The 23946-nt window shown below is 69.9% G+C and carries 20 protein-coding genes and 4 pseudogenes; 9 read left to right on the top strand and 15 right to left on the bottom strand.

Annotated features, from left to right (window positions below):
• Positions 1-607 precede the first annotated feature (607 nt).
• The 5 genes from ACWGH1_RS09740 to ACWGH1_RS09720 form a co-directional block, all read right to left on the bottom strand.
• A complete protein-coding gene (locus tag ACWGH1_RS09740; protein WP_453408586.1) occupies positions 608-2809 on the bottom strand; it encodes a SpoIIE family protein phosphatase in 2202 nt (733 codons plus the stop codon).
• Between the two features lie 322 nt (positions 2810-3131).
• Positions 3132-3941 carry an SDR family oxidoreductase gene (locus ACWGH1_RS09735; RefSeq protein ID WP_453357318.1) on the bottom strand — a complete coding sequence of 270 codons (810 nt, stop codon included), beginning with the start codon at positions 3939-3941 and terminating at the stop codon, positions 3132-3134.
• A gap of 15 nt (positions 3942-3956) precedes the next feature.
• Positions 3957-4838: an FkbM family methyltransferase gene (locus ACWGH1_RS09730; protein ID WP_453408585.1), complete on the bottom strand. Its 882-nt coding sequence runs from the start codon at positions 4836-4838 to the stop codon at positions 3957-3959.
• Positions 4835-5560, bottom strand: coding sequence for a hypothetical protein (locus tag ACWGH1_RS09725; protein WP_453408584.1), 726 nt, complete (start codon positions 5558-5560; stop codon positions 4835-4837). Before ACWGH1_RS09725 ends, ACWGH1_RS09730 begins: the two co-directional genes overlap by 4 nt.
• Positions 5557-6771: a glycosyltransferase family 4 protein gene (locus ACWGH1_RS09720; protein ID WP_453352633.1), complete on the bottom strand. Its 1215-nt coding sequence runs from the start codon at positions 6769-6771 to the stop codon at positions 5557-5559. The genes ACWGH1_RS09725 and ACWGH1_RS09720 overlap by 4 nt, the downstream gene beginning before the upstream one ends.
• Before the next feature lie 615 nt (positions 6772-7386).
• Here ACWGH1_RS09720 and ACWGH1_RS09715 point away from each other — a divergent pair.
• The gene (locus ACWGH1_RS09715) at positions 7387-7707 is read left to right on the top strand and encodes a chaplin (RefSeq protein ID WP_453352634.1); all 321 of its coding nucleotides are present in this window, start codon (positions 7387-7389) and stop codon (positions 7705-7707) included.
• Between the two features lie 480 nt (positions 7708-8187).
• Here ACWGH1_RS09715 and ACWGH1_RS09710 read toward each other — a convergent pair whose 3' ends face one another.
• Both ACWGH1_RS09710 and ACWGH1_RS09705 read right to left on the bottom strand, forming a co-directional pair.
• A complete protein-coding gene (locus ACWGH1_RS09710) occupies positions 8188-8835 on the bottom strand; it encodes a hypothetical protein (RefSeq protein ID WP_453408583.1) in 648 nt (215 codons plus the stop codon).
• Positions 8836-8974: 139 nt separating this feature from the next.
• Positions 8975-10114, bottom strand: coding sequence for a PucR family transcriptional regulator (locus ACWGH1_RS09705; protein WP_453352636.1), 1140 nt, complete (start codon positions 10112-10114; stop codon positions 8975-8977).
• Positions 10115-10201: 87 nt separating this feature from the next.
• On the opposite strand from ACWGH1_RS09705, the gene ACWGH1_RS09700 reads away from it, so the two are divergent.
• Both ACWGH1_RS09700 and ACWGH1_RS09695 read left to right on the top strand, forming a co-directional pair.
• Complete coding sequence (locus ACWGH1_RS09700) at positions 10202-11257, top strand: ferredoxin reductase (protein WP_453352637.1); 1056 nt, start codon at positions 10202-10204, stop codon at positions 11255-11257.
• A 7-nt stretch (positions 11258-11264) separates the two neighbouring features.
• Positions 11265-12383 (top strand): fatty acid desaturase family protein, encoded by a 1119-nt coding sequence (locus ACWGH1_RS09695; protein WP_453352638.1) that lies wholly within the window; start codon positions 11265-11267, stop codon positions 12381-12383.
• A gap of 233 nt (positions 12384-12616) precedes the next feature.
• On the opposite strand, the gene ACWGH1_RS09690 is transcribed toward ACWGH1_RS09695, so the two are convergent.
• The 4 genes from ACWGH1_RS09690 to ACWGH1_RS09675 form a co-directional block, all read right to left on the bottom strand.
• Complete coding sequence (locus ACWGH1_RS09690; protein WP_453352639.1) at positions 12617-13240, bottom strand: STAS domain-containing protein; 624 nt, start codon at positions 13238-13240, stop codon at positions 12617-12619.
• A gap of 15 nt (positions 13241-13255) precedes the next feature.
• Positions 13256-13594 (bottom strand): helix-turn-helix domain-containing protein, encoded by a 339-nt coding sequence (locus ACWGH1_RS09685; RefSeq protein ID WP_453352640.1) that lies wholly within the window; start codon positions 13592-13594, stop codon positions 13256-13258.
• Positions 13595-14257: 663 nt separating this feature from the next.
• The gene (locus tag ACWGH1_RS09680) at positions 14258-14890 is read right to left on the bottom strand and encodes a GNAT family N-acetyltransferase (protein WP_453352641.1); all 633 of its coding nucleotides are present in this window, start codon (positions 14888-14890) and stop codon (positions 14258-14260) included.
• A gap of 158 nt (positions 14891-15048) precedes the next feature.
• Positions 15049-15411 carry a hypothetical protein gene (locus tag ACWGH1_RS09675; RefSeq protein WP_453352642.1) on the bottom strand — a complete coding sequence of 121 codons (363 nt, stop codon included), beginning with the start codon at positions 15409-15411 and terminating at the stop codon, positions 15049-15051.
• A 51-nt stretch (positions 15412-15462) separates the two neighbouring features.
• Here ACWGH1_RS09675 and ACWGH1_RS09670 point away from each other — a divergent pair, with 51 nt between their 5' ends.
• A complete protein-coding gene (locus ACWGH1_RS09670; protein WP_453352643.1) occupies positions 15463-16608 on the top strand; it encodes a helix-turn-helix domain-containing protein in 1146 nt (381 codons plus the stop codon).
• 90 nt (positions 16609-16698) lie between these two features.
• Here the strand turns inward: ACWGH1_RS09670 and ACWGH1_RS09665 are convergent.
• A pseudogene (locus ACWGH1_RS09665) lies at positions 16699-17882 on the bottom strand (IS701 family transposase).
• A 215-nt stretch (positions 17883-18097) separates the two neighbouring features.
• On the opposite strand from ACWGH1_RS09665, the gene ACWGH1_RS09660 reads away from it, so the two are divergent.
• The gene (locus tag ACWGH1_RS09660; protein WP_453352644.1) at positions 18098-18820 is read left to right on the top strand and encodes a hypothetical protein; all 723 of its coding nucleotides are present in this window, start codon (positions 18098-18100) and stop codon (positions 18818-18820) included.
• 221 nt (positions 18821-19041) lie between these two features.
• Here the strand turns inward: ACWGH1_RS09660 and ACWGH1_RS09655 are convergent.
• A pseudogene (locus ACWGH1_RS09655) lies at positions 19042-19259 on the bottom strand (IS5/IS1182 family transposase); the annotation flags it as partial.
• Positions 19260-19453: 194 nt separating this feature from the next.
• Between ACWGH1_RS09655 and ACWGH1_RS09650 the strand changes: the two are divergent.
• The 3 genes from ACWGH1_RS09650 to ACWGH1_RS09640 are packed head-to-tail and all read left to right on the top strand — an operon-like array spanning position 19454 to position 21745.
• Positions 19454-20080 (top strand): 2OG-Fe(II) oxygenase, encoded by a 627-nt coding sequence (locus tag ACWGH1_RS09650; RefSeq protein ID WP_453352645.1) that lies wholly within the window; start codon positions 19454-19456, stop codon positions 20078-20080.
• A 38-nt stretch (positions 20081-20118) separates the two neighbouring features.
• Positions 20119-20817, top strand: coding sequence for a hypothetical protein (locus tag ACWGH1_RS09645; RefSeq protein WP_453408582.1), 699 nt, complete (start codon positions 20119-20121; stop codon positions 20815-20817).
• Between the two features lies 1 nt (position 20818).
• Complete coding sequence (locus ACWGH1_RS09640; protein WP_453352128.1) at positions 20819-21745, top strand: glycosyltransferase family 2 protein; 927 nt, start codon at positions 20819-20821, stop codon at positions 21743-21745.
• Between the two features lie 76 nt (positions 21746-21821).
• Here the strand turns inward: ACWGH1_RS09640 and ACWGH1_RS09635 are convergent.
• Positions 21822-22079, bottom strand: a pseudogene (locus ACWGH1_RS09635) (helix-turn-helix transcriptional regulator); the annotation flags it as partial.
• A 1174-nt stretch (positions 22080-23253) separates the two neighbouring features.
• On the opposite strand from ACWGH1_RS09635, the gene ACWGH1_RS09630 reads away from it, so the two are divergent.
• The gene (locus ACWGH1_RS09630; protein WP_361319328.1) at positions 23254-23685 is read left to right on the top strand and encodes a CAP domain-containing protein; all 432 of its coding nucleotides are present in this window, start codon (positions 23254-23256) and stop codon (positions 23683-23685) included.
• A gap of 19 nt (positions 23686-23704) precedes the next feature.
• Here ACWGH1_RS09630 and ACWGH1_RS09625 read toward each other — a convergent pair.
• Positions 23705-23860, bottom strand: a pseudogene (locus ACWGH1_RS09625) (DUF5958 family protein); the annotation flags it as partial.
• Between the last annotated feature and the right edge of the window lie 86 nt (positions 23861-23946).

Raw genomic sequence — 23946 nt, 5'->3', positions numbered from 1 at the left:
AGCCCGGACCCAGGCAGCCGTTCCAGCATCACCACCAAAGTCGCTCGACGCTCACGCTCCCACCCGGCCTTCCCGCGGCCCTTGGCCAGCTCGTGTAGAACGTCCCAGAGATTCGAACTGCCCCTCCGGGACCGAAGAAGGAGGCCTGCGAGCCCAAACAGCACAGGGACACCCACCGCAGCCAGAACCTCAACGCTCACTGGCCGACTCCGCATGCCTCACGCCACAGCCTCTTGCCGCAGCCTTGCCTACTACAGGCTCCGAGACCTGCCTCAGGTTTAAGAGGGCCTCAAGATCTTTCGGGGTCATCGCAGCCAAGCCCTTCGGACGGGGCAGGATCTGCGCGCATCTAAGCGTGGACGCGCTGGAAACCTGGAGCGGTCCGGCGGAGGGTGGGGGCGGTACGTGGGGAGATCGGTGGGACGCTGGGCCGAGCGCCCCAGCGCACGCCGGGCCCCCGCCCGCGAAGCGGGTCCTCCTCCTAACACGGTCCTAAGGCGGAGCAGGGAGGCATGGACCGGACACGCGCAGCTGAGCCTTTAAGGTGAGAGGGAAGGGGTGCGCGGTCGTTGGGCGCGACGCCGACAGCGTCGACTTCCGGGCACAGTCACGTGTGCCGCCCCGCCCGGGCGAAGCGCAGCAGGAGCAGGGCGATGTCGTCGGTACGGGAAGTTCCGCCGCGGGCTTGGCCGATGAGGTCGTCCGCCAGCGTGCGCATCGGGTGGCCTTCGTGGGTCGCGGTGATGCGGGCGGCGACGGCCGCGATGCCATCCTCCAGATCCTCGCCGGGAACCTCGACCAGCCCGTCGGTGTACAGGGCGAGCAGAGTGCCCGGCTCGAACGGGATCTCGACAGCGGTGTACGAGGCGTCCGGGTCGATGCCGAGGAGCAGCCCGGGCGGCAGGTTCAGCATCTTCGCCGGGCCGCCGGCATGGCGCAGCAGCGGGGGCGGGTGGCCAGCGGAGGCCAGGCGGACGGTGTGGCCGGCGAGGTCGATATGGGCGTACACGCAGCTGGTGAACAGCCCGGGGTCGAGGTCGGTCAGGAGCCGGTTGGTACGGGCGAGGACCTCTTCGGGTGGTGCGCCGGCGCCCGCGTGGACGGCTGTGCGGACCTGGCCCATGAGGGCGGCGGCATTCACGTTGTGGCCCTGGACGTCGCCGACGGCGGCCGCGGCAGTGGTGTCGTCGATCCGGATGAGGTCATAGAAGTCGCCACCGATGTCGAGCCCGTGCGCCGCCGGCAGGTAGCTGGCGGCCACTTCGAGGCGCGGCACGCGGGGCAGGGCGCGCGGCAGCAGGCCGGTCTGCAGACTGTGGGCTAGCTGGTGGGTGGAGTCGTAGAGGCGGGCGCGGTCGAGGGCCTGCGCGATGAGTCCGGCGAGGGAGGTCAGGATCGCCCGTTCACCGGGGACGAACGTATGGGGACGCGCGTAGGCCAGGATGAGGGTGCCGATGGGCCGGCCGGACGCGATCAGGGGCAGGAAGGCCCACGCTGCCATGTCGTCCCGGATCACGACGGCCGGGAAGGCGGCCGCGAGCTCGTCGGCGTTCGCGAAGAACAGCGGTTTGCCCGTCCGCAGGCCGTGGGTGCTGGCTGTGTGGATGCCGAGCGAGATGCCGTCGTAGCAGGCCATGAGCTCGGCTGTGTAACCACGGAAGCCGACGATGCGCAGACGCTGCTCCTCGGCCACCAAAAGGGCCAGGGCCTGGGCGCCGAGCGCGGGGACGAGCAGGTCGGCGGCCTGGTCGACGACGTCGCGGGCGTGGACGGCCTCTGTGAGGGCGGCCGCCAGGTGCATGAGCTGGTAGAGGGCGGTGGCCCGGCTGGGCGAGGGCTCCGCGGGAGTGGCCGTCGGCGCGGCGGGCGGCGGGACGGGCTCGTCGGTGGTGACGGGGGTGATGCGGACGCTGATCCCGGTGTCGTCCGGGTAGAGGTCGAAGCGCAGGTAGTGGCCGATCGGGGGAGCGGCGGTGAAGCTGCGCGGCACTCGGCTGATCGCTGCGGCCCGGTAGTGGTCCTCGATGACGGGGGTGTCCATCCAGGGCAGTGCTTCCCAGGGCAGGGCTCCGCGGAGCCGGGAGACGGGTGCGCCCAGCATCTCGGCCGCCTCGGCGGTGATGAAGGTGATCGTGCCGTTCAGATCGAGCGCGCAGTTGCCTCCGGGTAGCCGACGGATGAAGGCCATGGCGGCGGCCGCCTCGGCCGGTCCGGGCGTGGGAGGGGAAAGCGGTCGCAGCATGACCGGGTGCGTCGGCGGACGGACGGGGGATCCGGCGCCGGCGGCTCGGCGCAGGTGGTTCGCGAGACGGCCGCAGGCCGAGTCCACGGCGACGCGTTCCCGGCCGGTCAGGTAGGGCGCGTGGGAGCCGGGCCACAGGAGTACGAGACCGGCCCCGGTGGGCTCCGCCCCGGACACCGGGTCGGGGACGAGCGGGGCGGCGGCGAGGGCGAAGTCGTACGGCAGGACGAGGCCGAGACGCGGGTAGCGCCGGGCCGTCTCCTCCTGGCCGCCCAGCCAAACGAACCGCCCGTCGCGAACCGCGTCGGCCACCGGGATGGAATCGTCCATGGGGACCCGGGACCAGGGCAGCGCGAGCTCACGGGCCAGGCCAAAGGTCATCGCCAGATGCAGGACGCGTCGGGTGACGTCGGGCAGGTAGAGCATGCCAATGGAGGCTCCTGTGGCCGCACAGACTCCGAGCAGGGCCGCGCCGAGCGCCCGCTGCTCGGCCCCCTCGACACCCTCGGCGGGGCCGGCGGGCTCGGGCGGCTCGGCCCCCTGGTCACGCCCTGGAACGTTTCGCACCCGTCCATGGTCGCCCCACACCCCGCCCGCGCTCCGGCACCGCCCCGCTCCGGCGAGCCCACGCGTCGGCCAAGCGCGGAAGCGATGCGCGACCAGGTGTCGGCGAGCTTCGCGCAGCAGGCATTCCACCGCGGCCTGGAGCCCTCGCACAATGGGCCGAACGGGAAGGCGCCCGTCGACCCACTTCGTTCGGTCTTCGGGCTGGCGGTAGGTGAGGACCGGCGTCTCCAGCACGACGAAGCCCGAGTGGTACCACTTCCGTACAGCCGCCGTACTGCCCGGCGCCCATCGCCATCGCTGCTCCTGAAAAGCCCCGGGACCATCAGGTATCGCCGGTGCCCGGGACGTACTGCAGGCCGCCGTTGCTGTACAGCAGCTGACCGTTAATCCAGCCGCCCTCGGAAGAGCAGAGGAAGGCCACGAGGTGGGCGCACTCGCGCGGTGTGCCCAGTCGGCCCAGGGGGGTGGCCTGCGCGAGCGTCTCCCGGGCGCGGTCGGTCATCCAGCCGGTGTCGACCGGGCCGGGGTTGACGGCGTTGGCCGTCACGCCGAGTGGGGCCAGTTCCCAGGCAGCGGCCAGCGTGATCCGGTCCAGGGCACCCTTGCTCGCTCCGTACGGCAGGTTCCCGACGGTGTGGTCGCTGGTGAGGGCAACGACGCGGCCGCTGCCGTACGGTCCGGGGAAGCGCTCGGCATAAGCCCGGATGAGGAGCCAGCTCGCCCGGACGTTGACAGCGAAGTGCCGGTCGAAGCTCTCGAGACTGGTGTCCAGGAGGCCGGAGGCGACTGACTCTGCGTGGGCCAGGACCAGGGCGGTCACTGGCTGGCCGAGCGCGGCCCCGGCCCCGTCGAGCACGGTGGCAGCGGCGGCGGGGTCCGTGAGGTCGGCCTCGAGGGCGGCGACCCGGGCGCCGGCCTCGGCGAGCCGGGCGGACAGTTCCTCCGGGGCACCGGGGTCCGTTCCCCAGGGCATCCTCGCGTCGTACGGGGTCCAGTAGGTGAAGGCGATGTCCCAGCCCGTCTCCGCCAGGCGGGTGGCGATCGCGGCACCGAGGCCCCGCCGCCGCCCCACTCCAGTCACGAGCGCGACGGAGCGGGGTGCGGTGGCGAAGGCGCGCCCATCGGCCGACATCCCCGACATGGTTCCTCACGCCCCGCCGAGCAGGGCCGTCAGGTCCGGCCGGGAACGGTGCACCGCGACGAAGTTCGGGCCGAAGAACCGCTCGTCGAACAGCGTGTACGGGCGGAAGTCGACGCGCTGCGGCAGGATCCGGCCCACCTGGTACCCCAGGGGATTCAGGAGGCCGTACAGCCGGTACAGGAGCGAGCCCGAGAGGATCGCGGCGTAGCCGTATTCGAACTGGATCGCCGTCACCCGGCCGGCGCCCAGGGCGTCGTGGAACCCGGTCAGGACGTCCAGTTCGGCCCCTTCGGCGTCGATCTTCAGCAGGTCCACGGTCTCGATGCCGCACGAGGCCAGGTAGTCGTCGCCGCGGAGCACGGGCTCCTCGCGCCACTCGAAGCGCGCGTCGTGCGGGTAGTCGTACAGGGAACTGAGATCGTTGCACGCCGGGTAGAACTTCACGCGTCGCCTCCCGGAACGGTCCGCCAGCCCCGTGTCGGCGACGACGACGCCCGCCCGGCCGGCCGTGCGGCGCCGCAGTAGCTGCCGTACCGGCAGGACCAGCTCGAAGCAGTGGACGGTGGCGCCGGGGCAGGCGCGGAGCGCGGTTACGGCCCAGGTCCCGCGGTTGGCGCCGACGTCGAACAGCACGGGCCCGCCAGTGGCCTGACGTGTCGTGACGCAGGCTCGGCCCAGGCACCGCAGGACGCGCTCCTCGCCGTTGGTGGCCGGGCAGTGGTCCTCGGTGTGGAGCACGGACAGTGCGCCGTACACCGCGTTTCGGGCAGCGCGTACGAGGGGGGCGTCGGGGTGCTGGCGGACCCAGTCGCGCAGGGCTCGGTCCGCCCAGGAGGGTAGGCCGCTGGGCCGCACGCCCGGGAGGGAGCGGGCGGCCAGCGGGCTCACGGGGTGCCCCCGGCAGTGCCGGGCCCCGCAGCGGGCCCGGCACTGCCGGGGGCAGGCGGGCTGCCGGTCCCGGCGCCGGTGATCGCGCTGGCATTGGGGTCAGAAGCCCGGATGGCCGTTCCGATGGTGGTGACCATCTTCCGGAAGCCGCGGAAGCGGGTGACGGTGTACATCCACAGTCCGGCTGCGGCAGCGGCCGACACTAGGACGAGGACCGCCTGCCGCTCCCCGCCGACCAGCATGACCACCACGTAGGAGCCGATCATCAGCGGTGGCGTACAGCCGAACAGCAGCATGGAGTACACGTCGGCAGCCGTGCTGCTCTGGACGTACACCCGGCCCTGCGGCGTGGACGCGCCGTACAGCGCCCGGGCCGTGGTCCCGCCGCCAGCGTCGAGCCTGCGCAGGAAGTGCTCCCAGCGCAGGACGGGGCGGCGGATGTCCGCGCTGAGCTGCGGGCTCAGTTCCAGGGCGATGTAGCCAGCGATCTTGTACACCTGCCCGGCGTGGTCCACCCAGAACAGCCACAGGAAGCTGGAGGCGGCAGCGAGGCCGAGCAGGACGTCGGGGAGCCGGGTCATCACTGACAGACCGGTGCCGAGTGCCGCGAGCTGGAGCGTGATCAGGGCGTAGGCCAGGCTAGTGCGGTTGTTGATCTCTGCTCTGAGGTTCTGGAACTCGGTGACGTCGATCTCCTCTGGGGTAGGCGGAGCACCGCTCATCCCTCGTCCCCCGGAAAGCGCTTCCAGTTCGCTACGGATCCCGTCGGGTCGCCCGCGCGGGCCGCCTCGTACATCTCCTCAAGCCGGCGCGTGTACGTGTCGATGCCGTAGCGCCGTACCCACTCCCGGCCTCCGGCGACGACCCGACGGCGCACCGCCGGGTCGTCGTCGAGCAACCGCAGCGCGGCGCGGGCGAGGGCGGCGCTGTCACCGCGGGGCACGACCAGTCCGTTGACACCGTCGGCCACGGTCTCCACCAGACCGCCGGACGCTGTGACGATCACGGGCCGCTCGGAGGCCATGGCCTCCAGGGGGACCAGCCCGTACGGCTCTTCCCCCGTCGTCGGGTACCAGACCAGGTCGCATCCGCGGTAGGCGTCGCCCATCGTGAGGGGCGGGAAGTCCTGGAATACGACGTGCTCGGCGACGCCCGCGTCAGCCGCGTAGGTCAGCAGGCGCTGCCGGAGCTCGGAGACGACCGCCGACTCGCCGATGATGTTGTCACCCGAGCAGAGGACGAGAGTGCCGCGGCCCAGTTGCCTGCGCACCTCGACGAAGGCCTCCAGGCCCGTCTCCACGCCCTTCCAGGGGAGCGGGCGGGCGGGGTGGAAGATCACGGGTCGTTCGAACCGGACGAGCGCCTCGTGCCGGGGTCCGTCCGGTGCGAACCGCGACAGGTCGATGCCCAGCGGCAGTGTCACGGACGGGGCCCTGCTCGGGAGGGCGGCGCGTAGGAAGTCGCTGACGTACAGCAGCAGGTGCCACGGCAGATCCATCACGTCGTGGAGCACGTGCTCGCCGGTGTGATCGTGGACGCTGTTGAGTACGACGGGGCCGGTGCGCCCCGCGCGGCCGCGGGTGGCATCCACGGCGGCCAGAACGCCGTGTGCGAGTTGCGGCCCATAGTGGTGTGCGTTGTGCAGGTGCACGACGTGGGGCCGGGCGGCGTCGAGGAAGGGTCGGACGACCGCCTCGACCGATCTGAGGTGCGCGGCGCGGGCCTCGGATCCAGCGCGGTGGACCCGGAGGAGCTCCGAGGGCCGCAGGAGCGGGCGCCGGTGCACCCGCAGTCCCTCCCATACCTCGTCGGACTCGTCCCCGCCGACCAGGCACAGGATCTCGTGGCCCCGTCTGCGGAGTTCCCGCGTTAGGTCGGCCAGATGCGTCTCGACCCCGCCCCAGGTGGGCGGGAAGGCGTGAGCCACCATCATGATGCGCACAACACGGCCTCTCGGTTGCGGATGACGTCCGTCGCCCCGCGCGCCGCTGGCCGCGCTGGCAGACCGTCCGGCTCGGTGCGGCGGCCTCGGCACCCAGGGTCCCGCGCGTCGTGGTCTGACGTCGTTCCCAGGCGCGGGGATCCTGCTTCGACCGTGGACCAGCGTGGCAAACAACGAGGACCGATGCCAGGAACACCTCGCCGACGCGCCGACGGGGTGGGCGGCGCACCAGAGCCCGCCGCGGGCCTGACGGCCGTGGCTGCCGGCAGCACGCCGCCGACCCGGAGCGGCATCCGGAGCGGCATCCGGAGCGGCATCCGGAGCGGCATCCGGATGCGGGTGTGGACGAGGTGGCTGTGCGGGGAACACCCCGAAGCCAGCGGCCGCCACCTCACGTGCCGGATCCCAGGCTCCGACGGGTTCGACCGTTCGGCTTGAGATTGCCCGTGTACGGGCACGTTTGCGAGACACCGAGGCAGCCCCTGCCTACCTTCTAGGGTGTTCCTTGCCCGCTCGAATTAGGTGAATTCGTGCGATGGCGTGCTGTTTGAAGGGGCGCACGTGCCGTACTCCCTGCGGCAGGTCCACAGTCTTCAGGAGATCTTGATGTCGCGTATCGCAAAGGCCCTCGCGGCCACCGCCTCAGCCGCCGCCATCCTCGCCGGCGGCGCCGGTCTGGCGGCCGCGGATGCCACCGCCGAAGGTGCTGCCATCGGCTCCCCCGGCGTCCTGTCCGGCAACGTCGTCCAGGTGCCCATCCACGTCCCGATCAACATCTGCGGCAACACCGTCAACGTCGTCGGCGTCCTCAACCCGGCCTTCGGCAACGTCTGCATCAACGACGGCGGCCGTGACAAGGAAGACCACTACAAGGAGAACCACCACAAGGCCGAGCACCTCAAGGACCAGCACGACGGCGAGTACTGAGCACCACACCCCTGACCTGCCGGCAGCCACGGCGCCTCAGCCGACAAGGCACGCCATCCTCCGAACCAGCCGCACAGCACACCCCCTGAGCCTCCGGTCTCCCCCACGTCCCGGGGAGGCCGGAACGCCACCCGACACGGCACACAGTGCGCGCCCCAAAGGTGGGACTCGCCACGAGGAGATCACTGCTCTTCGTCGTTCGGTCGACGCCGTCGCCCAGCACGTCCAGGGAGTCACCGTCGACAGCCCGGGATCGTGTGGGACCCGGCCGAGCGGCCTGGGAAGAGAACCCGGGCGCCGCACGCGCCTGCTTCACCCACACCGCCACCCTGGCCGCGCCCGTCACCGCGACCGCGCTGGAACACCCTGTAGGGCAGTGGCTCGTCAACGCCCAGCAAACACCCAGCCTGGGCCCTGTCCGGGTGGCGCAGCTCGCCGCGATCGACGCCGAGCGGGAACGGGCCGCCGCCGGGGAAACCCTCACCCGGGACACAGGCGCGGCCGGGGTGGAGGGCGGTGTCGTCGGGAGTGCAGGGTCGCGTCCACGAGACGCCCGACCGTGGTGGAGGACGGGTCGTCCTTCCAGGTGGCATCGATCCCGAGGCGGGCCAGGTGCGCGGCGAGGAGACCGGTGCCGCCCTGGTCGCGGATCTGGTCCATGCGGTGGGCCAGCCGAGGCCACTGGCGAGAGCCGACCAGGAGGCCCACTTGCGTCTCGGGCAGCACGTCCTTGACGACTCCCACGATCGCGGCGTGCGCGAGCCAGTTCACGCCGAACTGTTCCAGCGCCTTCGCGCGGTAGCCGAGGTCCAGGTCCCGGGGCACGTTCAGGCCCTCGGTCAGCGGGCCCCAGGAGCGCTTCGCGTCCGTACTCGCGGGCGGCGCCCACGGGTCGGCGGCTCCCGCACCGGCGCCGCCGCAGCAGGAGCGGGGGCGGGGGTGGGAGCGGGTGCAGCCCGGATCCGGGGCGGGTACGCGTCCCACCGGAGGCGCACCCCATGGGTCGGCGGCGGTCAGGGCGCGGAACGCGGTGACTGTCTCCCGCAGCTGGACCCGGGCCTGGAGCTCCGTCAGCACGTCCCCGGCGTCACGGGAGACCGGCACCAGCACGTGCTGCGCGACCGCCATCACCTGCCGTCCCGCCCACGACGCGGGCGACATCCCCTCCCGCCCCGCAGCCAGCCGGACGACCAGCTCCGCGTCGCTGAAGGACAGGCACCCGCCGTCCGCGTGGCGCGGACGCGGTCGTGGACGGTCGAAGTACGCGTCAGCTGACCCGAAGACCGACCGCCAGCGTCAGTTCAAGGACCCGGTGTGGCGATGCGAGATCCGGAAACCGCTCCCGCAGCTGCGACATCCGGTACCGGACCGTCTGGGGATGGACGAACAACGCCGCCGCCACCTCGTCCCGCCTGCCCTGGTGCAGCAGCCACGCTCGCAACGTCTCCTCCAGCCGCCGTGCGGTCGCGACAGGCAAGGTCCGCAACGGTGCGAGGGCTCGGGCACGCAGGTCTGCGAACGCGTCTGCGTCCGCGCTCAGCACCAGCTCGGGCAGGTGGTCTTCTGTGTCGCGAATATCAGAGGAGAGGGAGCGCGCGCGTACGGCTCGTGCGTACGAGGCGGACGCACGAGTCCATGGCCGGGCCGGGCCGACCACGGGGGTGCGGTCGGTCAGCTGCCGCAAGAGATGTGATCGGTCGGCATCGGGGACGAGCAGCACGCCGGTGGCGTCCGGCAGATCGTCGAGGACGAGGGTATTCGGGTCGAGCGCGCGGTAGGCAGGCCGGGCCTGGGCGGCGGGCAGCAGGACTGCGGTCAGCGAAACCGGAGGCTGCCACCCGGCCCGTTGAACAGAGGCCAGCAGCACGTCCGGGCTCGCGCCGGCGAGGAGGTCGCGGGCCAGGTGTTCCAGGTGGCGCTCGCGGGCCCTGCCCCGGGCGGCCAGTTCGTCGGCGTGGCCCGCGGCGCTCGCGGCAGAGAGCTCGTCGATGTAGGCGAAGGTCAGCTCGGCGAACTTGGCGACCTCGGCGGCGGGCAGACCTACGGGTACGGCACCCGCTGCCAGGCATCGCCAGGCCACGCGGGCGCCGACGCGGTAGGCGCTGAGTAGGGCGTCCATCGAACGGCCGTCGCGCACCTCGCCGCGGCCCAGCTCGTAGGCTGCGTCACCGGCGTCGCCGCCTGTGGCGTTCCCGCTCGCGAGGTCCAGGTAGTGCCCCAGGGCAGTACGGACGGCTCGGCGGATGGTGGCGCCCATGTGGCCCGAAAGGGCGTTGGCGTAGGGAGGGACCTCGTCGATGATCGCCTGGACGACCTCGTCGGCGGTGGTCTTCAGCGCTGCCCGAAGTGCGGTGACCGTCGTCTCATTTAGGGCCAGTTCGCTGGCCCTCCGGGTTGCATGGCTCACGGTTTTGTTCCCTGCGAACAATTCAGCCGATCAGATTTACGTCCTGCGGTCAGGACTTTACGCCTTGAGGCGCAGCAAGCTGGAGTCATGACGAGTGCAGCCCTCCGCAGCAGGGCCTGGAAACTGCTGGAGATGGTCACGACGCCGCTGCTGCCGTCGGACTACCTCGACCTGGTCAGCCCGCTGCGTGCGGGCGCTGACCTGCGCGGGCGCATCGAGGCCGTGCACCCCGAGACGGCTGACGCCGCGACCATCGTGATCAGGCCGGGACGGGGCTGGCGCGGCCACACAGCCGGTCAGTACGTGCGGATCGGGGTCGACGTCGACGGGGTGCGCCTGTGGCGTGCCTACTCCATCACCTCGCCGACAAACCGCCAGGACGGCCGCGTCACGATCACCGTGAAGGCGATCCCGGACGGCAAGGTCAGCAACCACCTGGTCCGCAGGGCGAAACCGGGCACGCTGGTCCAGCTCGACCAGCCGACCGGTGACTTCGTGCTGCCGCAGGCCAAGCCCGCTAAGGTGCTCTACCTGACGGCCGGCAGCGGCATCACGCCCGTGATGGGCATGCTGCGCGACATCGAGTTCGACGACGTCGTCATGGTCCACTGCGCGTCACAGCCGCAAGACGTGATCTTCCGCAACGAACTGCACGACCTGGTCGCGGACAAGAAGCTGCGGCTCACCGAGGTGCACACCGACACAGACGGCATGCTCGACATCGCCCGTCTCGACGAACTCGTGCCCGACTGGGCCGAGCGCGAGACCTGGGCTTGCGGGCCGGCGGGCCTGCTCGACGCCGCCGAAGAGCACTGGACCGAGCACGGCGTACAAGAGCGCCTGCATACCGAACGCTTCCGCCCCAGCATCGTCGTCACCGGCGACGGCGGCGAGGTCACGTTCAGCGCCACTGGCAAGACCGTCGACGCGGACGGCGCCACGCCGTTGCTGGACATCGGCGAGGAGGCCGGCGTGCTCATGCCCTCCGGGTGCCGCATGGGCATCTGCTTCGGCTGCATCACGCCGCTCAAGGCGGGCGCCGTCCGCGACCTGCGCACCGGCGAGATCACCGAGGCCGAGCCAGGCGTCCTCATCCAGACCTGCGTGTCCGCCGCGGCGGGCCCCTGCGACATCGAACGGTAGGAGCACCTTGACCGCCATCGACCCCACCGCCCACCTGACCGCGGAACAGATCGAGGAGCTTGGCCGGGAGCTGGACGCGATCCGCGACGAGGTGATCGCCAGCCGGGGCGAGAAAGACGCCGCCTACATCCGCAAGGTCATCTCGGCGCAGCGCAAGCTCGAGCTGGTCAGCAGGGGCGTGCTGCTGTTCTCGATCTTCCCGCCCGCGTGGCTGCTCGGCACCGTCGGTCTGTCCGTGGCGAAGATCATGGACAACATGGAGATCGGCCACAACGTCCTGCACGGCCAGTGGGACTGGATGCGAGACCCGAAGATTCACTCCACCACCTGGGAGTGGGATCACGTCTCGCCGTCCGAGCAGTGGAAGCACTCGCACAACGAGCTGCACCACACGTACACCAACGTGATCGGCAAGGACAACGACCTCGGCTACGGCATCATGCGCGTCGACGAGGACCAGAAGTGGCACCCGTTCCACCTCGGCCAGCCGCTGTGGAACTTCATCAACGCCTGCTTCTTCGAGTACGGCATCGCAGCGTACGACCTGGAGCTCGGCAAGAACCTGCACAAGCGCCGCCGCAAGAATCCGGAGTTCCGCGCGCGGGCCAAGGCCGTGGGCCGCAAGATCCGCAAGCAGGTGCTCAAGGACTACGTGATCCACCCGCTGCTGTCGGGCCCGTCGTTCCTCACCACGCTCGCCGCCACGTTCACCGCGAACCTGGTCCGCAATATCTGGTCCCACTCGGTGATCATGTGCGGGCACTTCCCCGAGGGCGTACAGGTCTTCGAGCGCCGGTCGATCAAGGGCGAGACGCGCGGCCAGTGGTACCTGCGCCAGATGATGGGCTCGGCGAACATCAGCGGCAGCAGGGCCATGCACTTCATGACCGGCAACCTGTCGCACCAGATCGAGCACCACCTGTTCCCGGACCTGCCGAGCAACCGGTACGCCGAGGTCGCGGTGAAGGTGCGCGCGCTGTTCGAGAAGTACGAGCTGGAGTACGTCACCGGGCCGCTGCCCAAGCAGGTGTTCTCCGCGTGGCACAAGGTCTTCCGGCTCTCGCTGCCGAACAAGAAGCCCAAGGTCAAAACGCCGGACCGCGAGCAGGAGCTCGTCGCGGCTTGATTCCCGGTAGTGGTTCAGATCTTTCGGCCGTACCGGCGGCACCGCCGGTTCCGGTGAGATCCGTTGCGGACGGTGGGCGGTCGCGATATCAGACTGTACGGCACGGGATCCGGGCAGCCCGGTGTCCGGCTGCGCTGCCTGGACGTGCGCCAGGAGCTCAGCACACAGCCCCGGCGAGGTGTTGTAGTGCACTGACCTGCCGTGGTCGGGCCGGTGGCCGGGCGGCCCGTTTGTCATTCCGGCCCGGGAGGAGCCGATCGGCGGCCTGCCACTCCCGGACGAAAGCGGGGTAGATCGGCGGCAGGTCGGGGTGGAGAACCCTTTCTCCGTGTTCCCGCTGTCCGCCGGTGGCGGGGCCGGCCGCGCCCTCGTGGCCATATCCCGTTTAACGCGCAACCACCCGGCCGGTTACCGCACCACGGGACTGACAGATACTTTCGGAGGCTACGCACGCCCGCGCTCTTCCCCCTGCCCGCGGCACCGCTCGGCCGACTGGGGTAGCAGGCTGAGATGGGCAATGGTGCCGGTGGCGTCCAGGACGCGGGCGACGGCGGGCCGGAGCGGGCCGCTGAGGTGGAAGCCGGCTCCCGCTCGGCCGCTTCGGCCTTCGCCCACAGCAGGGCGCCCAGGCCGGAGCAGTCGCAGAACGAGACCCCGCTGGTGTCGATGCGCAGCAGGGCGGGACGGCCGGTGAGAGACTCGCGGACTGCGTCATGTACGGTCGGCGGGGTCGCCACTTCGAGTTCGCCGGTGAGGTGGATCAGGCCGTAGCGGTCGGCAACGAGCACGGTGCGGGTGGCCCGGCGATGGGGTGGGATCACGCCCGGCTCCCGCCGGCCGGCTTTCTCCCGACGCATCCGCCCTCCCCGCCTTCAGGCCGCGGCCGGTGGGTTCACCGATCCGGCGGTGCGGCGGCACTCGGCGTTGATGCGCTGGGCTTCTACGAGCTGGTCTTCGAGGATGACGATCCGGCAGGCCGCCTCGACGGGCATGCCCTGGTCGACGAGCTCGCGGGCGCGGGCGGCGATGCGCAGCTGGTAGCGGGAGTAACGCCGGTGGCCGCCGGCGGAGCGCAGCGGGGTGATCAGGCGGTGCTCGCCGATCGCGCGGAGGAAGCTCTGGGTGGTGCCGAGCATGTCGGCGGCCCGGCCCATCGTGTAGGCGGGGAAGTCGTCGTCGTCGAGACGGCCGTAGGAGTCGTCTGCGGTCATTCACCTCTCTGTGGAGCATGCGGAGGGGCTCTGGTGCCGATGGCACCAGGGCCCCGAAGGAACTGCTACACCATCTACCGGCCCTGGTACTGCGCCGGCCTACTTATCCGCGTGCCCGACCTGAGCTCTGTCGGGGTGCGGGGATCGCGGTTGCTCGACCGGAGACCACCTCACCATCGATGTCCTGCGGTACCCGGGCTCAGACCTCGGCCCGGGCGATCCTGATGGCGCCCAATCCCTCCGTTCATCCCTCGGGTGATCGACTGCCTACCACTGGGAACTGCTGTACTGCGAACTTCGGGTACTGCTCCACTCAGAACTGCTGGTACTGCTGGTGATGCGAACTGCTTGTGCTGCTCGCGGCCTGACCGAGCGCCACGCTTCCGGCAGCCAGCCCCGTCACCCATCCTGCGTCTGCTCTGGCTTAGTGGTTGGGGTTGGAAATCCTTCGGGGGTTGACGCCCATGCCAACGTTATGCGTGGCTCTAATCGCAGTGGTCTGCGGAGATTGCACGTCCGGTTGGGGTCGGCTTCATCGTGACGAAAGGTCTTGCGCCTCCAGCAGCTGGAGGTCGCAGACTCTGAACCATGGAGGGCACGCGAACAGCACGGATCTTTCCTGGCCCATGCGCGCTGCCGTGTACAGGGGCCCCGGGGTGCAGTTCAGGGGGCGGCGGGCTTGTAGATGAAGCCGGTCAGAGGTGCGAGGACCTTCCAGTCGAGCGTTTCGTACAGCGCTCGGCCTTGGACAGTCGCACCCAGGATGCCGGTAGCCACGCCTGTCTCGACGGCCGCGTTGGCGAGCGTGCCCATCACGACCGTCCCAAGGCCGAGGCGCTGGTGCGCCTCCTCGGTGACGATCTGGTCGAAGACACATGCGGCACGTGTCAGACCGATCTGACCGCGTGCGGCGAGCTCCCCGTCGGCGGCCAGAACGCTCACGTAGGTGACATCGTCGGCCGTCTCGGTGGTGGTTGTGTAACCGTCAGGCGCGCGCACGGCGGACGGCCGCAGGTCTACGGCCATCAGGAAGCCGGGATCGGTCCGCTCCCACTCGGACGAGAACCACGGCTCCACGGCAGCTGGTTCGCGAAGGGTCTTGATCCAGGTGGTCGGCTCGGTGATCGCGTCGACGAGCCCGCGGGCGGTCTCGACATCGGCGTCGAGCAGGACGTGACGGACCGTCTGGGCCGGCAGCCCGACCTCGATGCTCAGTCCCCACGGCACGTCCACTGGCTTCGGTGTCCGCCGCGAGACGGTCCACCCTTCGACCCACAAGCGCGCGATCTCCAACATCCAGACACCCCTCCGAGTAATGACTGACACCCTAGGTCAGATATTACATATGTAGGGTGATGCAATCGACGGATCGCCACACGGCCGCAGGCCAGGGGACTGTCCCGCGCCCAGTTCGCCGAGCAGAGCCGCGCGCCGGGGCCGTGAATGTTGACGCGTCAGAGGTCCGGGTAAGCAAGGCAGAGGCCGCAGGCGCAGTCCAATGCGTCCTCGGGACTGCCGGCGAAGGCGCCGGTGGGCAGGATGGTGTCCTCGTACTTGTTGGTGCTGGCGAGGTAGAGGGCGAAGCCCCAGACGCTCGCGGAGCCGCCGTAGCACAGGCGCATGAGTTTGACGACCTCGCCGCCGGGCAGTTCGCCGTCCACGTAGACGAACTGGCCGCGGTAGCGCACGTGCACGTATGCCAACTGCGGCCAGGAGGCACGGGCGCGGGAGGTCAGCTTCTGGGCGAGTGAGGACTTGATGGAATCCCGTGGCTGGGCATGACCGTCATCCTGCCCGACGCTTCCCGGCCCGGGCACGGCAGACTACGGCCTCTCGTGATCCACTTCTCCCGACTCAGCCTGCCTGCCATGCCCGTTGCCGTCGCCCGCCCGATCGTCCTGACTAACGCCGAACGCGAGCGGCTGAAGAAGGCGGCCTACGGCCACAAGACCGAACACCAGGCCCGGGTACGCGCGCACATCGTGCTGCACGCGGCCCGCGGGCGCTCCAACGCGCGCGTTGCCCGCGAGACGGGCCAGCACCTGGACACCGTGCGGACCTGGCGGAACCGGTTCGCCGACGGCGGGCTGCCGGCTCTGGCCGACCGCAGGCGCAGCGGACGGCCCGCCCGTTTCACCCCCGTGCAGGTCGCCGAGACCAAGGCGCTGGCCTGCCAACTCCCAGCCGAGACCGGCACCCCGCTGTCGCGCTGGTCGTGCCCGGAGCTTGCAGCCGAACTGACCGCGCGCGGCATCGCCGACACCGTCTCGGCGTCCACGGTGCGCCGCTGGCTCCGCCAGGACGCGCTCAAACCCTGGCAGTACCGGTCCTGGATCTTCATCCGCGGACCCGGATTTCCGCGCCAGGGCCCAGCGGGTCCTGGACCTGTACGCCCGCACCTACCAGGGCGTACCCCTTGGCCCGGACGAGTACGTGATCTCCAGCGACTTCACGAGTACGGCCGCGGCGGAGCCCTGGCCTACCTGGCCGCCTACGACGTCCACTGGGCCGCGGTCTTCGGCCGCTGCGAGGCGACCACCGGCATCGTGCCCTTCATGATCCTGGTCGAGCAGGTCATGACTCATAAGCCCTACGCCAGCGCGAAGCGCGTCTTCTGGATCGTCGACAACGGCTCCTCGCACCGCGGCAAGCGGGCCGTCGACCGCCTGGCCGTCAGGTTCTCCAACGCCGTCCTGGTCCACACCCCGGTCCACGCCTCTTGGTTGAACCAGGTGGAGATCTTCTTCTCCATCGTGCAACGCAAGGTCGTCCCCCCCAACGACTTCACAGACCCCCCCAGGTCCGGGACCGGCTCCGAGCATTCGAAGACCGCTACAACGCCACGGCACAGCCGTTCCAGTGGAGGTTCACCACATCCGACCATCTGCTGGCCCGGCTCGACCGACACGCACTCGCCGACCGACAGGAGCCGACCACTTAGTACTGCAACGGTCTTTGGCCTGACAGGTTGGCAGCTTCGGGTGGGGTGTGGCCGCGTTGTTTGTAGTGGCTGACGCGGGCTTGGTGTTGGCGTCGGTGTCGCCAGTGTGACCAGTGCAGGACGTGACCAATGGAGGCGGGGCGGTGATGGGTGAGGCGGGTGATCAGGCGTCGGAGTTCGGGGAGGGTGAGGGGTATGAGCTGGGAGGATCCGTTTCTGCTTTTCCGGTATCCGATGCTCGGGCCCGCAGGACGGTGAGGCAGGCATGGGCGGCCATGGCCAGGGTGATGTGGCGGTGCCAGCCGGGGTAGCGGCGGACCTGGTAGTCGTCCAGGCCGCATTCCTGCTTCGCGGTCTGGAAGCACTCCTCGATCGCCCTGCGGCTGCCCGCGACGCGGATGAGTTCGGCGGGGGTGGTGTCGGCGGGGCAGTAGGCGATGTAGTAGGAGATCTGGTCCGGCCGGCTCACGCTTCGGCGGGCGATCACCCAGTGCCGGCGGTCTTCTCGATGCCAGGGCCGGGCCTCCACGCGTGCCCAGTCATAGACCCGCGGGCCGTGGGCGCCGTTCCCGCAGGAACGATGCTTCCACTTCTGCCGGGGCAGACTGTTGAACAGGTCGTGAACGGGGTGGTCCATGGCCCAGCGGGAGACGACAGTGTCGTGCCGGGTGGTCGCCATGACATGGAAGACATCCGCCCGCTCGAGCTCGGTCCGCCAGCCCTTGGAGAAGCCGTAGGCGGCGTCCGCGGTCACCCACCGGAACGGAGTCCTCGCCGCGATCGCCCGGCGGACCATGGCTTTGGCGATGACGACTTTCGTCTCGAAGGCGACCGTGTCCTCGATGCCCGCGGCCCGGCACTGTTCTCGGTCATCGGTCCATGACGTGGGCAGATACAACCTGCGGTCGATCAGCGTGCGGCCCCGCATCCCGGCGTAGGCGAGGAAGACACCGACCTGGCAATTCGCCGTGCGGCCCGCCGTTCCCGAGTATTGGCGCTGGCCGCCGGCCGACCGGACGCCCTTCTTCAGGAACCCGGTGTCGTCCACGATCAGTACCGCCTCAGGGTCACCGAGATGCTCGACGACGTAGTCGCGGACGTCGTCGAGGACTTCATCAGCGTCCAGTCGCACCGGTTCAGCAGCCGGTGCATGCGGTCGGGCGCCGCATGTCCTGCCTCCTCGGCAAGCGTCCAGCCGTTCTTCCGCTCCAGCGGAGTATCAGGCCTCGCATATACGCCAGGGCGGACTTACCCGGCTCCGACCGGGCAAACCGGTGCACGAACCGCTCATGCACCTCACTCAGACCCGCCGCCCCACACCCTCACATCACCAAGTGCCCCACCCATAACCAGACCAATGACCACCCTGGCAACCAGTCACGCCAAACGCCGTTGCTGCATTAGACCGGCCGGGCGCTGTGCGCTGGGCCGACCAGGGGAATGTCCGCCGACGGCCCGGCTTCCCACCGTCGCAGTCACGGCCCGCCCCGGGCTGAATGCGAAGCTGACGTTGTCCAGCAGTTGTCTTGCCCGGCAGGGCTCAACGATCGGGGAAGCGCGCAATGGGCGGTGCGAAAGAGCCTTCGAAACCAACGGAAACCCCACCCCCGACCATCGGAGAGATTCAGGCCGCGCTGGGAAAACGTCTGGACGATGTGGCCAAGATCCTGGCCGGTGCCCTTGTGGCGGTGGCTGGCATCATGACCACCTTGGGGCTCAACAGCAAGTTCGTGTTCGTCGCTCTCAACAACAGGTCGTGGCCCATCTACGTGGCCTCGCTCTGCGCCATCATCTCTATCGTCTGCAGCATCGCCGCCCTACTCATCCGCCCCACAGGACGCGGAGTCCTGTGGGAGACGGGCGTGCTCGTCCTCGGCGTCATCTTCTACATGGCATCTCTGAGCATTGCCGTGGTCGGCGCCGCCCAGGCCGCGGGCGGAAACGGCCGCCCGACCTTCACCAACGTCAGACTCGACGGACCGCGCTCCAACATGCGGCTGCACTTCGGCGTTCACGCCGACGGCGTCCAGAAGTGGTCGCACATCGAGGTGACCGTAAACCCTCAGAACGGTTCCTCCGGGAAGTGGGGTAGCGACCTCTACTGGAGTGTGCTCAGACCTGACGATCAGGGGAAGATTGCGCAGGAGATCGACATCCCGCTCGCGCCTCCGGCCGGAACGTCGGTGGTGGCGGTTGGGGCCGTTAACCCAGACGAGGCCGAGCCGGGAGAATGTGAAGCCAAAACGCAGCACGGGCCGGCTTGCACGGAACTCCACATCCCCTGAAGCCGGACCACATAGACGGGATCCGCGGCTGGACTCGCATAGCCACAGTGAGAACAGCTTGGAGCCTGCCGATGCTGCAGCGGTCGCGGCCGTCCGGGCCGTCGCCCCGAGCCAGTTCCTCAAAAGATCGCCCCGCCCCACGCCGATCCAAACGGCCTAGGCATGAGGCGGTCGCCAGACCCCTCGGACAGTCCCTAGGCCAGCAGCGACGGGTCGACCCGATGGCCGCCATCGGCGATGACGGTGGTGCGTCCGACGGCCGCCTTGGCTCCGGAGAGGTCCCATGCCTTGCAGTCGTTGCGGTTTCCCGGCAGGGTCCGGCCGACCGCGACGACCAGGCGGGTGTCGGCGTCGATGACGACCTGTTGGTCGAGTAGCGGTAGTTCTTGGACTGTTCGGCGACGCTGTGGTCGCGGGTGAGGATCAGGGTGCCGTCCACCCGGAAGCGTTGCTACCGCCAAACACTGTTCCGTTGGTCCCCGAGGCCGTAACCGAACAGATATATCCGATCAACTGACCAGCCCATCAAAGAGACACGCTCTGGTCCGGCGTGCCGGTCCGCGTGCGTCGTGCCGGCCTGCAGGACTCTGGAACCACCTGCACGAGACGTACCCCACCAGGAGGCGTCAGGACATGCGACCCCAGTTCAGGACGCAGAACGTGGCATCGACCCCCGGCTTCCTGTCGGCGGAGGAGTGCGCCGACGTCATCCGGGCCATGGACGAGTCACCCCGCGAGCCGGCCCAAGTCGTCCGTGCGGGCGAATCGGTCCTGGACGAATCGCTGCGTCTCTGCTTCGACCACCACTTGCCCGAAGACCACAAGCGGCGCATCGGCGAGCGCATGGCGTCGTACTTCGACGACCACCGCAGGGCTTTCGAATCGGACGCGCACTTCCTGTACGGCCCGTACTTCATGTCGTATGAGAAGGGCAGCTACTTCCGCGCGCACCGTGACGTCGCGAACCACAAGGACGATCCGCCGCGGCTCGCCGCCCACCGCTGGTCGCTGTTGCTCTACCTGAACGGTCGCGGCGCCACCCGAGCGCTGCCCACGTTCGACGGCGGCGCGCTCACCGTCTACGAGACCGATCCCCGTCTGCGCGACCGGCGGGTGGTCGTCGTGCCGGAGCCGGGGATGCTGCTTCTGTTCCGGTCCTCGCTGATGCACGAGGTGGCGACCGTGCGGGACGGGACGCGCTACGCGGTCGCCGGTTGGATGTCCAGTGCAAGTTCCCCCGCGCTCGGAGGCGTGCGATGACCCACCATTCCCCGGCCAACGAGTCGGTTCGGATGCATATGACCGGGGCGGGAAAGGTCGACCCCGAGACGCGGACCGCGCTCGCGACGTTCTGCCGCCGCAACGGCTACCCGTACCTCTTCATCGAGGTCCTCGAGCCCCTGCTGGACGGGCACGGCCTCGTCCTGGCGCTGGCTGCGACGGAGCGGCCGTGGCCGCCCAAGGGCATCGGGTCGAAGACGGTCGAGGCGGTGGCCATCGCCATGATCGGAACCGAGAAGCGGGCCCACCTCACGCCCGTCCTCACCGACCGGCGCAACGCCACCAACATCGGCCTCGTCGGCGCCCTGACGAAGCAGCTGTTCGAGTACCTGCGCGAGGCGGACGTACCGACGGCCGGCTACCTGGTGCGCCAGGGCGACCGGTCACTCGAGCGTGCCCTCGGACAAGCAGGCTTCGCCGAGGCGGACTTCCGGTCCTCCACCGATTTCGCCGACTACCTGGAATTCTCCGCCGCGCCGCAACACGTCATCGACACCCTGGGCCTCGCCCGACTGCGGACCGGCGACCTGCTGTCGCTCACCCTGGACGGCGCGGAACTCGACCGGCTGGGCTCCTACCACTTCGCGCTCACCGCCGGACTCACGGCCTACCTGCAGGACTCGATCCGGCACGCGGCCCTGCTGCCCGGCCTGATCGACCTGGTCGCCACGCTGCCCCCCGGGGGCGTCCCGCCGGGCACCCCCGGGCCGCGCTGACGTGAGCCGCACGGCGTCCTCGACCGGTCCCGCGCCGCGCGGCAGGCAGACGCCGACGGTCTCGCTGGTCGTCTCGACGCTGGACGAGGGCGCCGAGCTGCACGCGACCCTCGAGTCCGTGTTCGCCGGCTCCGAGGTCGCCGACGAGACGATCGTCGTCGATGACGGCGGCGCCGACGGCAGTTGCGCCGTGCTGGAACAGGCGCAGTGGCGGGCGCGCGGCGTCGTGGTACGTCGAATCCGGCGCAGCGGGGTCGCAGCGGCCCGCAACGCGGGCGCCCGGCTCGCCCGCGGTACCTACCTGGTGTTCCTCGACGCGCACTGCCGCCTGGAACGGAGCTGCCTGGCCCGCCTACGGGCGGCGCTGGACGGTGGGCCCGACGCCGTCCTCGTGCCCACCGTGCAAGACATCGGCGGCACAGCCGCGGGCTGCGGGGCGCGGCTGATCGATGCCCACCTGAGGGTGCGCTGGCTTCCGCCCGGGCCCGACGGCGCAGCCCCCTACCCGGTGCCCCTTGCTCCCGGCGGTTGCCTGGCGGTGCGCCGGACCACGTTCGACCGGCTGGGGGGCTTTGGTGCCTTCCGCGAACTCGGACTGGAAGACGTGGACTTCAGTCTCAGGGCGTGGCGCGCCGGCGTTGACGTACTGTCCGTCCCGGGCGCCCGGCTCGCGCACCGCTTCCGCCCGTACCCGCCGTACCGCCTGAGTTCCACGAGCCGCGCGTACAACCTGGCACGGGTCGCGCTCGTCCACTTCGACGGTTCGCGGCGCGAGGAGTGCCTGCGCAAGGTGCTCGGGACGTCGAGGGCCGCCGAGGTCCTGGTCGAAGCATTCGCCGGCGATTGGGAAACGCAGCGCGCCGCGCTCGAAACGACCGGTGTGCGCTCCGTGGAGGCGTACTTCGAGAGGTTCGGCGACTGGAGATGAGGCGTGCGCCGGCGCCCGGGACACGGGGCGGCTTCAGTCGGACGTACGAAACCTCTTCTGCGGGCCTGACGGCTTGTCACACAGCCGACGAACACCCCGCGGCCTCCGCTCGATAGCGACCCGGGGTGGTCCCGAACTCCCTCTTGAAGGCGTGGGAGAAGGTGTAGGGGGTGCCGTAGCCGACTCGGCGGGCGACGGTGGCCAGGGAGTCGGTGGTGTCACGGAGCAGGGTGGCGGCGAAGGTCAGGCGCCACCAGGTGAGGTACGGCATCGGCGGGCGGCCAACCAGGGCGGTGAACCGGCGGGCGAGGGTAGGGCGCGAGGCTCCTCGTTCCTGCGGACAGATGTTGTATGGGGCGGAGGTGATGGCCGCCGGGCCCCTGCCCAAGCCGGCGAACAGCCAGGCCGACTGAGCCACTCCACAGGTCCCGGCCACCGAGTCGGCGGGGGCCTGGGCCCTCAGCCCATTCTCGTTCTCCCCCTCTTCGGCGCCGTCGGGCTTGGGGGTAGCCCCCGGCCGAACGGAATCACCACGAGGCCAAACAGCTGGCTGTCTTCCTCGGCCGCACCCGCATCCGCCCCAGCTTCCGCACCCCGCTCGAACGACGCCTTGCCAGCACCTCGTCCCGAGCCTCTTCAGGAACTCCGTCCGCCGCCCCGGAACGGTGCCCGGCCCGCGTCCACCACAGGCCGGGATGGTTCAGAGAAGCGACCAGACCAAAATGCCTAAATATGCCGCATTTGCGCTTCTCCTCACAAAAGCTCTCAGGCCGCCGCGGTGGTGCCGCGCGCAGACGCAGTTCTCTGCCTACAGCCCGCATCTGAAGGGCACGGTGGAGAGCCTCAACCGGCGCACGGACCGCATGTTTTTCGCGGTCCTGCCCGGCTACACGCTTACCCCCAAAGCCCTGGGCCGTCAAGAAGAAGCCCCGACCCTGACGAGCCTGTGCCGCTGACCTTCACCGAGTTCACCGCCGAGGTCCTGGACTGGGCGCCTTGGTGGAAATCCGCACACCGCCCCGCCGACCTCGCCGGCCGGGTACCGCGAGCACGGCACCGCCGCGGCGTGGACCACCCTTGCCGCTGCCTGGATCATTGGTGAGCCACTGCCCGCTCGCCCGGTCCAGGGCGGTCGCGTGCCGCGGCGCGGCGAGGTGCCGTGCTGCTCGTAGTAGGCCCGCGCGGCGGCGAGTTTTCCGCGAAGCGTTCCGGGGCGCTGGCCCATTCGTATTCCCGAAAGGCCGTTCCTCCTCCGGCAGCGGCCGGACCGGCTCTCCGATGGCGACCGGGTGGTCCGGATGGCAGCCTGGAAATGATGTCGAAGCGAAAGCGACTGGTCGCCTCACCCAAGCGCTCGAAACCACTGTTCGTCGCGGGAGGTGTACCTCGTGAATTGCACTGCTTCACGGACCCGGAGGCTCATCGGTCCGGCCGTTGCCGCCATCCTGGCGGCGACGCTGGTACCCGCTGCCGCGTCCTCGGACGCAGCTGCCCAGCCCGGGGATGTTGTGGGCTTGATCAACGCGCAGCGTACGCAGCGCGGGCTTCCGGCGCTAACCGTCAACGCCGCCCTGAACACCGCGGCCCGGCAGCATGCCGCTGCGGCCGTGCAGCTGAAGTGGTGGGGGCCGGGCCAGGACTCGCACACCAACCCACAGACGGGCTCGACACCGCAGAGCCGCATCATGGGGGCTGGCTACTGCCCGAACCCCCGGTCGTGGCAGGTCGCTGAGATCACGTACACCGGCTGGGGCACCTCGGGCACGCCGAGCGCCGCCGTCAGATGGTGGATGAACAGCCCGGGACACCGCGCGAACATCCTCAACGGGACGCTGCGTGAAATCGGCAGCGCGGCGTTGGCCGGCTCCGCGGACCGGGCCGGAGCTGGCGCGAGCGGCGCCGCGACCTATGTGGTGACGTTCGGGCGGTGCCAGCGGTGACGTCCTGCTCCCACGGCAGTCATCTGACAAATCCGGTTGTGAATGCGTGGTGTGCTGGCAGCGGCTGCTTGGCTGTGGTTGACAGGTTGTGCCATGGGTGTCCGCAGGTGCCGTTGCAGGACGTCTCCCTGCACCGTATGTCGGCGACGGCGAACAAGGAGACGAGGACGCGGAAGGCCTTGGCTGCTTGCCCACGACGAGATCGAGGGTGCTCGTGGCCATGCCGGCGGCCTCACTGGTCGTGCAGGGCGGGGCCGGGCA

Source organism: Streptomyces sp. NPDC054883, from assembly GCF_053610645.1.
Note: the sequence above shows the minus strand (reverse complement) of the source record. Positions and strands in the feature narration are given on the sequence as shown.